Consider the following 12,598-nt stretch of genomic DNA (forward strand, 5'->3'; position numbering starts at 1 on the left):
CGTCAGGGCGCGTCGCCCAGATAGATGCGGTGGAGATCGTCACGCGCTGCAAGGTCGGCCGCCGGCCCTTCGAGCGCCACGCGGCCGGTGTCAAGAACATAGCCGCGCTGTGCGTAGGCAAGCGAGAGAGCCGCATTCTGCTCCGCCAGCAGAAAGGCCGTCCCTTTCTCCCGGTTAAGGCGCGCGATGATCGCGAAGATTTCCTGAACGATGCGCGGTGCGAGCCCCATGGAGGGCTCGTCGAGCAGGACGAGCCTTGGTTGCGTCAACAACGCCCGGCCGATGGCCAGCATCTGCTGTTCGCCGCCGGACGCAAGCCCGGCATGCGTGCGCCGCTTGTCGCGCAGGCGTGGAAACCAGCCGTAGACGTCGTCGAGCTGACGCTGCAGTTCCTTGCGGCTTGGCCGGTGCAGAAATGCGCCGGTCAAGAGGTTCTCCTCGACCGTCAGATGCGAGAAGACATGGCGCCCTTCCATGACGTGGACGATGCCCCGCGTTGCCAGTCTGTTGGCCGCAAGCCCGAGAATATCCTCACCGTCGAGGCGAATATGCCCCCGGCGCACCTTGGCCCGATCGGCGCTGGCCAGGCCCGAAATCGCCTTGAGCACAGTACTCTTGCCGGCACCGTTGGCTCCAAGCAAAGCAACGATTTCGCCGTTGCCGATCGTCAGCGACACATCGGCGACGGCCAGAATGGCGCCCCCATAGACGACTTCGATGCCCGACACTTCGAGAAGGGTGTCCTGATCAGCCGCCGGGGCGACGGGCTTCGATGTCGTGGTCATGGCGTTTCTCCTTATCGTGGGAAACCGTCAAAGCGGCCGCCGCGTCCTGTCAGTTGCTGCCGATATCGCGGGGCGTAATTCCATGCTCCTTGGCATAGGCCTCGGATTTCGCGTCGATCAACGGACGCAGCGTTGTGCGATCGGCCTGCACCCAGTCGCTGACGAGAGACCATTTGGACCCGTTCCATTGCTGCACGCGCACCGCGCCGCCGCCCTCATGGTCCGCGGGCGTCAGTTGGAGGTTCTGCACCAGGCCTCGGAAACCTGCCCTTTCAAGGGCTGCGTCATCAAGCTTCAGGTGCTCCAGCGCCCACTGGCCTTCTTCTCCGGTGATCGGGCGGTTGCCGAACTTGGCCTGGGCCTGCCGAACGATCTCCACAGAGAGCAGGGCGCCGACGAGACCTGAATTGTAATAGACGCTGCCGAAGGCCTTGGTATCGCGCAGGTCGGACTTGCCGGCGTCGATGATGTCCTTCTTCAAACGCTCGTGGATCTTGAAGTCGGCGCCGGCCGGATAAGGCGTCAGCGCCAGATATCCCTTCGCCGCTTCGCCGGCCGGGATCACGTCTTCCTCGGACGAAGCCCAGACATCGCCGATGATGTGGTCGGCGGGAAAGCCGAAACGCACCGCGGTCTTGATGGCTACCGGCGTCGAAACACCCCAGGTTCTCAGGAACACCCAGTCCGGCTTTGCTTCGCGGACCTGCCGCCACTGCGAGGATTGTTCGCTGCCCGGATCGGCAACGGGAATCTGGATATTCTCGAAACCGTATTTCTTTGCCAGAAGGGCGAGCGGATCAAGCGTCTCGCGGCCATAGGCGCTGTCATGGTAGACGGTGGCGATCTTCTTTCCCTTGAGCTTGTCGAAGCCGCCTTCGCGCTCGGCAACATAGTTCACGACCGCCGACGCCTCGCTGTAGAAGGTCACCATGACCGGAAAGATATAGGGGAACACACGCCCGTCGGTGGCCTCGGTGCGACCGTAGGCAAGTGTTACCAGCGGTATCTTGTCCGCGGCCGCGCGGTCGGAAAGTGCATAGGCGGCAGGCGCGCCGTTCGGGAAATAGGCGGCGACCGGAGCGCCGTTCAGCCCGTGCTTGAAGCGCTCATAGCATTCGATGCCCTTTTCGGCCGTCCATTCCGTCTCGCATTCCTGCCAGGCAATCTTGACGCCGTTTATGCCGCCTTCGACTTCGTTGATATAGCGGTAATAATCGATCTGCCCGGCCCAGATGGAAGCGCCCGACGCCGCATAGGGGCCGACGCGATAGCTGGCGATCGGGAAAAACTGTTTGTCGCTGTCGGGACCCGGCTGGGTTTCAACGGCCTTGGCTGCACTGGCAAGCAGCAGCAACGAAGTGGCAGCCGCCAGGGCAGCGCGCAAGAGCTTTTGGTGCATGGCGAGCTTTTGGTGCATGGTGAACTCCTGTTTCAGGCAAGGAGGGGCACGACGCCCCTCCCCCGGTGGGACTATCAAGTGGAATATCAATTGGTTTCGGTATCTGGCGTACGCGGTGCGATGCCGTGTTCCTTGGCATAGGCGGCGGCTTGCTGCTCGATCAGCGGCCGTAGCGCTTCGTGGTCGGCCTTGATCCAGTCGGTCTGGAGAACCCACTTCTTGCCATCCCAGCTCTGGATGCGGGCAGCGCCGCCGCCTTCATGGTCAAGCGGCGTGATCTGGATCGGCTGCAGCAGGCCGACAAAGCCGATCTCCTTGAGACGGTTTTCGTCGATGGTCAGATGCTCGAAGGCCCACCGGCCTTCCTCGCCATTCAGGGGACGAGCGCCAAACTTCTTGTAGCCGGTGCGGAGCGCCTCCACGGCGAGCGCGGCATTGACCAGACCGACATTGTAATTGACGGCGCCGAAATACTTCTGATCGCGCAGGTCGGACTTGCCGGCGTCGAGAATGAATTTCTTGAGCCGCTGATGGATCTCGAAATCGGCCCCCGCCGGATAAGGCGCAAGGGCGGAATAGCCGATCGCCGCCTTCCCGGCCGGGATGACGTCGGATTCGGAGCCGGCCCAGACGTCGCCGATGATATGATCGGCCGGAAAGCCGAAGCGGGCTGCCGTCTTGATGCCCACCACGGTGGAGACACCCCAGGTGCGCAAGAACACCCAGTCCGGCTTCAGCTCATGGACCTGGCGCCATTGCGGCGACTGTTCATTGCCTGGATCGGCGACGGGGATCTGGATGTTCTCGAAGCCGTATTTCTTGGCGAGCAGGTCGACAGCGGGCTGGGTGGCACGCCCATAGGCGCTGTCGTGATAGACGGTTGCTATCTTCAAGCCCTTGAGCTTATCGAACCCACCGACCTTGGACGCGTTATAGTTGATGCCGGTCGAGGCCTGGCTGTAATAGCTGAACAGCAGCGGGAAGGCATACGGGAACACCCTGCCGTCGATGGATTCGGTGCGCCCACCGGCCGGATCGATCAGCGGGATCTTGTCGGCGGCAGCCTTCTCGAGCAGCGCATAGGTCGCGGGCGTGCCGTGCGTGAAGAAGAAAGCGATCGGCGAACCATCCTTGCCGCCCTTGACCCGCTCGTAGACCTCGACAGTCCGGTCCGGGCTCCACTCGGTCTCGAACTCTTCGTAGTTGAGTTTTATCCCGTCGATGCCGCCCTCGACCTCATTGATATAGCGGAAATAGTCCCTTTCGCCTGCCCACCAGAGTTCGCCCGAAGAGGCGTAGGCACCGACACGATAGGTCGGCAGCGGGATATATTGCGACACATCCGCGGCGTTGAGCGTGGCGGGGCTCGCCACGAAGGCGCCACCCGCCAAAAGCGCGGCAATGATCAGTTTCTTCACGTCTGTCTCCTGATTTTGAGCCGCGCAAGGCGGCGATTGCCTAAATCTCCACGCTGTCTTTGCAGCAAGCGGGCTAGTCCCTCCGGTTCCTTGATGAGAAACCAGAGGATGAGGACCCCGAAGATCACCTTCTGGATGTTTTGAAGCAGTCCGGCGTCGACATGGCCGCCGAGCAGCCGCTGGAACAGCCAGTCGAGCGCCAGCGGCAACAGGCTGACGAAGGCGGCTCCGAAATAAGCGCCGCGAATGGTGCCCATGCCGCCAATGATGATGATGAAGAGTATCTGGTAGGATCGCGTCAGGCCGAAGCTCTGCACGCTGGCCGATCCGAGATACGCAAATGCCCAGAGTGCGCCCGCAATGCCCAAGATGAAGCTCGATACGGCGAAGGCCTGGAGTTTCGCGCGCAGGATCGGCACGCCGATCACGGCCGCTGCCGTATCCATGTCGCGGAGGGCCATCCAGTTGCGACCGGGCTGGCTGCGCACGAGATTGTAGGAAAGCCAGGTCAGCACGGCGACGCTGGCGAGCGTCAGGTAATAGCGTCCGTGCGGGCTGTTGAGATCGATGCCGAAGACGGACAGACCCGCTGGAAGCGAGATCGTGGCAGACGGATCACCGTTGTAGAACCACGGAAATTTGAGAAACAGCCATTCGAAGAAGAACTGCGCGGCAAGCGTGCTGACGATCAGATAGAAACCCTTGATGCGGGTCGAGGGAAAGCCGAAGGCGAACCCGACCGCGCCGGCGACGATGCCGGCTGCTATCAGTGCCAATGGCAGCGGCAGTTCGGGCAGCCGCAGCTGGAAGGCAAATGCCGCATAGGCGCCCACCATCATGAACGCACCGGCGCCGAGCGATATCTGGCCGGCATAACCCGTCAAAAGGTTGAGGCCGAGACCTGCCAGCGACAGAATAAGGAACGGCACGGCGATAGCATTGATCCAGTATTCCGTGGCGAGGAAAGGTAGGGCAACAATCAGGGCAGCCGCGGCTATGCCGACCAGTGTCCGGGTGCTTGCGCCCTCGCCTATGCCGCCGGTAAGCCGGAGTTCAATATCGGACATGATTCAGACTCTTTCGATTTTCTGTTCGCCAAACAGACCGGCGGGGCGGATGAAGAGGAAGGCGAGCGCCAGCGCATAGGCAAACCAGGGCGTGATGCCGCCGCCGAGGAAGGGGCCGATATAGGTTTCGGCTAGGCTTTCCGTTGCACCGACAACGAGCCCGCCGACGATGGCGCCGGCAATAGAGGTGAAGCCGCCGATGATGAGCACCGGCAGGGCCTTCAGCACCACCAGCGACAATGAGAACTGCACGCCCTGGCGGGCGCCCCAGAGCAGACCGGCCACAAGCCCGACGAGCCCCGCAATGGTCCAGACGATCTGCCAGATGCGGTTGACATCGATGCCGATGGAGAGAGCGGCGCGAGTATCGTCGGCCACGCCCCTGAGCTCAACTCCGAGGCGGGTCTTGTTGAACAGCAGCGACAGGGCCACCACCAGGACGAGCGCGACTGCGGCGGCGGTGAGATCAAACTGGCTGATCATGATGTCGCCGAGGAAGATCGGCAGATCCTCGATGCCGAGATCGAGCGCCCTGACCTGCGACCCCATGAGCCCTTGGGCTGTCCCTTCGACGATGTAGGCCAGCCCGAGCGTCGCCATGAACAGCGTCATCGGGCTGCGGTTGACGAGCGGGCGCAGGATCAGCCTCTCGATCCCGACTGCCATCAGCGCAAGCACGACCACCGTGATCGCCAGCGCCACCAGCACCGGCACACCCTGATCGGTCAGCGACACGAAGGTCAGGGCTGCAAACAGCAGGATGGACCCCTGCGCGTAGTTGAAGACGCCGGAGGCCTTGTAGATAAGCACGAAGCCGATGGCGACGAGCGAGTACATCGTGCCCGCCAGCAGGCCGCCGATGAGGGTTTCGAGAAACATGTTCATGCGGCGATCTCAACCTTGTCGTGGCCCAGATACGCGGCGATGACCTCGGGATTGTCGCGAATGGTATCCGGCGCGCCATCGGCCAGCTTGCGCCCGTAATCGAGCACGACGACATGGTGAGCGAGCTTCAGCACGATGCCGATATCGTGCTCGATCAGCACGATCGTCAGCTTCAGGTCGCGGTTCAGCCTGGCAATGATCTGCGCGATTTCCTGTTTCTCGGCGCTGTTCATGCCTGCCAGCGGTTCATCGAGAAGCAGCAGGCGGGGAGCCGCGACAATGGCGCGCGCTAGTTCGACCTTCTTCTGCACGCCGTAGGGCAGCAAGGCCACGGTGGTCTCGGCATGCCGCTCCAGATCGAAGAGGCGCAGGACTTCATGGGCGCGCTCGCGGAAACGGCGCGCCTCGGCGCGTGCGCGCGGCAAAAGCAGTGCTTCTTCCAGGAGCGTTGCGCGAGCATGCCTGGACAGGCCGGCAATGACATTGTCGGCGACACTCATTCCCGAAAACAGCGCGTTGTTCTGGAACCCGCGGCCGATGCCGCGGCGCGCGGCCTCCAGCGGCTGCATCCGATGGAAATGTTCGCCCTCGAAGATGATCTCGCCTGAATCGGGAACATAGACGCCGTTCAGGATGTTCAGCAGCGAGCTTTTTCCCGCCCCATTCGGGCCGATCAGGGCGCAGATTTCCTGAGGCGCCACCTCGAAACTTAGATCGGAGATCGCCTTCACGCCTTTGAATGCGAGGGAGATGTTCTTGACTTCCAATGCGGGTGCGGATGGCGTTGTCATGAATTCAGCGCTCCATGGTGGCTAACAGAGGCAAAGTCCGACGGTCCGGCGGCGCGGGCCGCTTTCCCTCCGGCGCCGTGCAGGGATGATGTCAGGCCGGTTCGGATTGGCGGGCATGCCCTTCGGTCAAGGTTGATTGCGCCGCGGCCTCGTCGCGCTTGACGCGTTCGATGTCGCGGAAGCGATGGGCCGGATGGTTTGCCGGCAGATAGGGGCCTTCGCCGAACAGCTTTTCGCGCAGTGTGCCCTCGCGATACTGCGTCGCGTAGACCCCGCGCTTCTGCAGTTCCGGCACGACGTATCCGATGACGTCGGCAAAGCTGTCATGCGCCAGCGCATAAGCCAGGTTGAAGCCGTCGATGTCGGTTTCCTCGACCCACTCCTGCAGAAGATCGGCGATCGTCGATGGCGATCCCACGAAAAGCGGCCCGAGACCGCCAATGCCGCCCCATTTTGCAAGCTCTTCGATGGACCAGACCTTGTCGCCTCCGGCCAGATGCTCGACGGCGGAGATGATCGCGTTTGTCTTGACCTTCTTGACCGTATCCGTCGGTTTGTAGTGTCCGAAATCGATGCCGGTCCAGCCAGACATCAGGACCAGGGCGCCGTCATAGGAGGCGTGGTTCGCGTAATCCTGATATTTAGCCCGTGCCTTTTCGTCGGTTTCATCGACGATGATGGTTGCCATCGCGTAGATCAGCACCTTTTTCGGATCGCGACCCTGCTCGGCGGCGCGCTTGCGGATTTCCGCGACATAGGCGCGGGTGGCATCCTTCAGAGGCGTCGAGATGAACACGCATTCGGCGTGGCCGGCGGCGAACTGCTTGCCGGCACCCGAGGCGCCGGCCTGGAAGAGAACGGGCGTGCGCTGTGGCGAAGGTTCGCATAGGTGAAAGCCCGGCACATCGAAATATTTTCCCTTGTGGCCGATCTCGTGGATTTTTGTCGGATCGGCAAATATCCCGCGCTCCTAGTCGCGCAGCACGGCTCCCTCTTCCCAACTGCCCTCGAACAGCTTGTAGAGGACTTCGACATATTCGGTTGCAACGTCATAACGATTGTCGTGGCTGCGCAGCCCGCCCTGGCCGATGTTCTTGGCCCCGCTCTCCAGATAGGACGTGACGATGTTCCAGCCGATACGGCCCTTGGTATGGTGGTCCGCCGTCGAGAGGCGGCGTGCGAAGGTGTAGGGATGCTCAAAGCTCGTCGAAGCCGTGATGCCGATGCCGAGATGTTTGGTGGCCAAGGCGATCGGGTTGGCGAGCTGCAACGGATCGTTCACCGGGATTTGCACGCCTTGCAGCAACGCATTGTCGAGGTTGCCCTTGTAGACATCATAATAGCCGATCACATCGGCGATGAAGACGGAGTCGAAGAACCCGGCCTCCAAAAGCCTGGCGAGATCTGTCCAATACTCCAGATCCTTGTAGTCCCAGGACCGGTCACCCGGGTGGCGCCAGAGGCCGGGCGACTGGTGACCGACGCAGTTCATTTCGAAGGCATTGAAGCGGATGGTCTTGCTCATTGTCGGTTCCGGAATCCTGCAAGCAATCGTGGTTGAGCTGGCAGGGTAGGGCCGGGAGCCAAATATCAAAGTAAATATATGGTTTTAATAGACTAATCTAGGGAATAGCATTCCTCGATCGAGCCGTTTCGCGGAAGCAAGGTGTTTTGCGCGAGATCCCCATCAGGAAAAAGTAGACGCAATCACCTTGCCGCCGGTGGCGATCTTGACCCGGTCCGCCAAGCGGATGGTGCGATGATCCTGACGGCGATGGTCGGGCTGATCTGGCGCCGGCCTTCTCCACGTGGTCGTCTTTGGTGCCGGGCCGCGTCTCGACATCCGCCGCGGCTCAGCCCGCTGACGGTGTTCCTGCCGATATGAAGCAGGCCAGAAACTGGAAGCCGGCGCGGCGCTCAGGTGAAGTCAGCTAGACTTCGGCTTTTGGCCCGTCGCGGCCAAATAGCGGCCTAAGCTCTAAGCCAAATGCCACCGCCCACACGTCATCATGCGGACTTAAGCACGGCAAATGACCGTTTGCGCATGGCCCGCTTTGCCTGGAAACTGACGGCGGGAGCGGGGCGGCCGACATGGAAGCCCTGGATCTTGTCTATGCCGAATTCGCGCATCAAGACCATCTGCTCGTCGGTTTCCACCCCTTCGACCAGGATCTTGTGGCCGCGATTTCGGACCAGGGTGATAATGTCCTGTAGCATTGCCTTGCCGCTCGGGGAGCTGCAGTCGTGAAGAAACGAGCGGTCGATCTTCACCGTATCGAAATCGATCAGGCGAAGCCACGAAAGGCCCGCGAAGCCCGTCCCGAAATCATCGAGCCATATCTTGATCCCGAGCAGCTTCAGGTCGCTGATGCAGCGCAGGATGTCCGAATGCATCTCCATCTCCAGCCCTTCGGTGATCTCGAAGGCCAGCCTGCTGCCGGCGACGCGGGTCTCGCCCAGAATAGTCGCAACAGACGTTGCGAAGCCCGGTGTCTTGAGCTGGATCGGGGAGACGTTGACACTGACGACACGGACGTGGTCGTCCGCCAGGAGCTCGGCGCACACTGTCCTTATCGCCCAGCGCCCGAGTTCCAGGATCGCACCGGTTCGTTCCGCAACGGGAATGAACAGGCTGGGCGGAACCGATGTGCCGTCCAGCATCTTGAGGCGCATCAGAGCCTCCACCGCTTCGACCCGGTCCGATTTGACATCCTGGATGGGCTGATAAACGAGTGAAACGAGATTCTGGCCGATCGCGATCTTCAGCAAGGCCGCAATGTTCTCACTCTCGTCGCTGCTTTGCGGATCGGTTGGATCGAACAGCCGGGCACAATTTCGGCCGCCGGCTTTTGCCAGATAGAGAGCGCGATCGGCCTCGTGGATGATCTTCTCCAGCTTGGCCCCGGTCTGCGTCCTGGTGAATGCGGCGCCAACGCTCACCGTTACGATCGAGACGCCGTCGCGCCGCAGCTCGTGGGTAAGCGCTAGGTTCTCCACCGTGCTGCAAATGGCTTCCGCGATATTCAGGATCTGCTCTTTTGTCTCCATGCGCGCCAGGACGATGAACTCTTCACCGCCATAGCGGCCGATGGAGCCATTATACTGTTTGATCATATCGCTAAGCGCATTGGCGACATGGATCAGGCAGCGGTCGCCTTCCTGATGGCCGTAGCAGTCGTTGAATTTCTTGAAAAAATCCACGTCGATGAGGATCGCCCCGAAACTAGTGCCGACCTTTTGCCAATCGCTCCAGTAGTCCCGCAGCTTCTCGTCTATCGCGCGCCGGTTCTCCAGACCCGTAAGCGGATCGGTCCGCGACAACCTCAGCAGGGCCTTGCCGCGTTCGGTCGCCTCATTGTGCTGGATCTTGGCTTCCAGGGCGTTCAGGAAGACGTTGTAGCGCTCCTCGTTCAATTTCCAGTTCACATATGAGGTGAACGTGAAACACGAAACATAGAAGGCCCCAAATACCATTTTGTATGTGAGGGTTGAAGGAACAAAGTAGTTTACAATATAAAGTATACATAAAATTACTGCGGAAGTTACGATAGAAAGCTTGAAATTGAACGTAAAGAAAAGATTGGCGCTCATCATGAATATGGTCCCAAAGACCATATAGTAAGAGACACTTTCCTTGTCCGCGCCCATAATCGCCGGACACAGCCAACCAACATAGCCAAAGATAATGGCCCCGGCGCAGGTCACGTCGAGCCATTCCGTCCCGACGCCATGGCGAAGCTGCGCTTCCAGGATCAAAAGCGCGCTCAATCCGACCGTGAAGCGCGCCGTGATCGTATAGGCGGCCACATCCGGGATCAGCAGCAGATCGGTTGCCGAAAACAAGAGATAGATCGCAACCGCGATCCAAAGCCCTGGCCTGGCTTCCCCTCTTCGCGTCGCCTGCGCTTCCGTGCGGTAAAGGGTGCGAAGCTCGTCGGCCCCCAGTTCGTAGCGCGGCTCGTACGGCTCCGCATCAACCGCATCGACCAATACGGATGACAGGTGTTCGTTCATCACAATAGACCCCGTTTGAAAGGGATTTTGTTTCCCGAACTCATTTCCAGCTTCTGCCCCCACGCGGGCCGGCTCCTTGGACGCGACGGCGATTGCGACGCCGGGCAAACAAATGCAATCGCGCAAGACAAGTTTCCGTTAACTCGAACCCGGAATTCGGGCCGAAAGCCGTCTAAAGAGGAACATGGTTGGCGGGAAATTAATCATAACGATAAAATGCCGTCGGCCCGACATTGGCAAAGGGAGCATTCTACGCAATAAGTTAACCGACTGTTAACTATGGAGTGATGGCGTGCAGACCGTTCTTGATGGCAAAAGCTTGATTACTGCCGAGATGCTCGCCGGCACGCTGCCTCGGGGAAAGCTCGAGCATCATGGCGAAGCGTTCGAAACCGCGCGTGCTGAGCTGGCCCTCATTCTCCACGCGACACAGCAGCAGGTCGAACAGGACAAGAACCCGGCCGAGATCGTCGGTCGCTTGCTGTCCTTTCTGAATGGCCTGCATTCCAAGGTTCATCCCGACGTCTGGCATGCGTTGATACCGGTCGCGCAGAACCATCCGATCCTGAAGTATTTTCTCGAGGATCCGCTGACGCACTGGTCCTTCACCAAGCCCAGGGGCTATTCCGGCGACGCGCAGTTGCTTGATTACATCTATTGCGATCCGCATGTGGCAGAGAGCGTGGCCAACGCCTCGGAGATCGGCAAGGCCCTGTACAGCCATACCCAGAACGTACCGTCATGCGTCGCCGCACGGGAGCGGCGCGATCTCTTGACCCGATATGTCGATCAGATCGCGGCCAAGAATGGACCGGAAACCGAGGTCCTGGCGATCGCGGCCGGCCATTTGCGGGAAGCCAATCGTTCGGTCGCCCTGACGGAGGGCCGGCTCAAGCGCTGGGTTGCGCTCGACCAGGACCCCCAGAGCGTTGGGCTTATCGCGCGCGACTTCCAGGGCACCGCGGTCGAAGCCATCGACGGCTCGGTGCGAACCGTGCTCACGCGAGGCCACAAGCTCGGCAAATTCGACTTCATCTATGCCTCCGGCCTTTACGACTACCTCGCCCACAACGTCGCCGTGAAACTCACGAAGACCTGCCTGCAGATGTTGAAGCCGAACGGCACCTTCCTGTTTGCGAACTACGCCGAGGGCACGCCTGACGCCGGCTACCGGGAGACATTCATGGACTGGGTGTTGCTGCTGAGATCGGAGATCGATATGTGGAACATCGTCAATGCCAGCGTCGACCGCAACACCGTCGAGGCGCAGGTGTTCTTCGGCGAGAACCGCAACGTGCTTTATGCCGTCATCGAAAAGCGCGGATAGCGACCGCCTGGACTGCACCAGGCCGGGCGTGCCTTTGGCTTGCACCTCCGGCCGCCTTCCGCTATAGAGCCGCCACCCGCGTAGACACCCTTGGAGGCAACGCGGCGGAAGGCCGCCTTCCCGCATGATCCCGAAAAGTGGATTCCGGTTTTCGGACCAGATCATGCATGGGTATGTCGGCTTTCGACGTTTACGGTCCAGGCACTCTGCCCACCGTGAGCGCTCCAGAACAAACCGAAAGGAAATGCCATGAGCCACGACACTTACGAGCTCAAGGCCGAAGCACGCGAACAGGTCGGTAAGGGGTCCGCCCGTGCAGTTCGCCGCAACGGTAAAGTGCCTGCAGTAATCTATGGTGACAAGCAGCCTCCCCTGGCTATCGCGCTCACCTACAAGGACATCTACTACAAGATCCATGGCGGCGGGTTTCTGACCACGATCGCCACGATCGATGTCGACGGCAAGAAGATCCAGGTCCTGCCGAAGGACTTCCAGCTCGACCCGGTCAAGGATTTCCCTGTCCATGTGGACTTCCTGCGCATCGGCAAGGACACCCAGGTCAATGTCGACGTGCCTGTCCACTTCATCAATGAAGACAAGTCGCCCGGCATCAAGCGCGGCGGCGTGCTCAACATCGTGCGTCACGAAGTCGAGTTCCACTGCCCGGCCAATGCGATCCCGGAATTCATCACCGTCGATCTCACCGGCGCCAACATCGGCGACTCGATCCACATCTCGGCGGTCAAGCTGCCGGCTGGCGTCAAGCCTGTGATCTCCGACCGCGACTTCACCATCGCGACCATTGCCGGTTCGTCGGCGATGAAGCCGGAGACGGAAGAGACGGCTGAAGCGGCTGCACCTGAAGCGGCTCCTGCCGCCGAAGAGAAGTAACTCTTTCACGCCCGGAGCAGG

General features: G+C 60.7%; 9 protein-coding genes and 1 pseudogene. 2 read left to right on the top strand and 8 right to left on the bottom strand.

The window, feature by feature from the left end:
* Window positions 1-2: 2 nt before the first annotated feature.
* The 8 genes and pseudogenes from NKI21_RS06920 to NKI21_RS06955 all read right to left on the bottom strand — a co-directional run bounded on the left by NKI21_RS06920 (window position 3) and on the right by NKI21_RS06955 (window position 10,359).
* Window positions 3-785 (bottom strand): ABC transporter ATP-binding protein, encoded by a 783-nt coding sequence (locus tag NKI21_RS06920; protein ID WP_128303763.1) that lies wholly within the window; start codon window positions 783-785, stop codon window positions 3-5.
* A 49-nt stretch (window positions 786-834) separates the two neighbouring features.
* Window positions 835-2,184 carry an ABC transporter substrate-binding protein gene (locus NKI21_RS06925; RefSeq protein WP_352440471.1) on the bottom strand — a complete coding sequence of 450 codons (1,350 nt, stop codon included), beginning with the start codon at window positions 2,182-2,184 and terminating at the stop codon, window positions 835-837.
* 86 nt (window positions 2,185-2,270) lie between these two features.
* Window positions 2,271-3,602, bottom strand: coding sequence for an ABC transporter substrate-binding protein (locus NKI21_RS06930; protein ID WP_502896758.1), 1,332 nt, complete (start codon window positions 3,600-3,602; stop codon window positions 2,271-2,273).
* On the bottom strand, window positions 3,599-4,669 hold the full coding sequence (locus NKI21_RS06935; protein WP_023809822.1) for a branched-chain amino acid ABC transporter permease: 1,071 nt from the start codon (window positions 4,667-4,669) through the stop codon (window positions 3,599-3,601). The genes NKI21_RS06930 and NKI21_RS06935 overlap by 4 nt, the downstream gene beginning before the upstream one ends.
* Window positions 4,670-4,672: 3 nt before the next feature.
* Window positions 4,673-5,554, bottom strand: a complete 882-nt coding sequence (locus NKI21_RS06940; protein ID WP_023809823.1) for a branched-chain amino acid ABC transporter permease — start codon at window positions 5,552-5,554, stop codon at window positions 4,673-4,675.
* Window positions 5,551-6,345 (bottom strand): ABC transporter ATP-binding protein, encoded by a 795-nt coding sequence (locus NKI21_RS06945; RefSeq protein WP_031212725.1) that lies wholly within the window; start codon window positions 6,343-6,345, stop codon window positions 5,551-5,553. The genes NKI21_RS06940 and NKI21_RS06945 overlap by 4 nt, the downstream gene beginning before the upstream one ends.
* Window positions 6,346-6,436: 91 nt before the next feature.
* Window positions 6,437-7,870, bottom strand: a pseudogene (locus NKI21_RS06950) (LLM class flavin-dependent oxidoreductase).
* 482 nt (window positions 7,871-8,352) lie between these two features.
* Complete coding sequence (locus tag NKI21_RS06955; protein ID WP_352440470.1) at window positions 8,353-10,359, bottom strand: putative bifunctional diguanylate cyclase/phosphodiesterase; 2,007 nt, start codon at window positions 10,357-10,359, stop codon at window positions 8,353-8,355.
* 292 nt (window positions 10,360-10,651) lie between these two features.
* Between NKI21_RS06955 and NKI21_RS06960 the strand changes: the two genes are divergently transcribed.
* Both NKI21_RS06960 and NKI21_RS06965 read left to right on the top strand, forming a co-directional pair.
* On the top strand, window positions 10,652-11,686 hold the full coding sequence (locus NKI21_RS06960; RefSeq protein ID WP_023809826.1) for a class I SAM-dependent methyltransferase: 1,035 nt from the start codon (window positions 10,652-10,654) through the stop codon (window positions 11,684-11,686).
* A gap of 249 nt (window positions 11,687-11,935) precedes the next feature.
* Entirely contained in the window at window positions 11,936-12,577 is a 642-nt protein-coding gene (locus tag NKI21_RS06965) for a 50S ribosomal protein L25/general stress protein Ctc (RefSeq protein ID WP_023809827.1), read from the top strand.
* Window positions 12,578-12,598 lie beyond the last annotated feature (21 nt).

This window comes from Mesorhizobium sp. M0715, assembly GCF_040320355.1.
Taxonomy (GTDB): Bacteria; Pseudomonadota; Alphaproteobacteria; order Rhizobiales; family Rhizobiaceae; genus Mesorhizobium.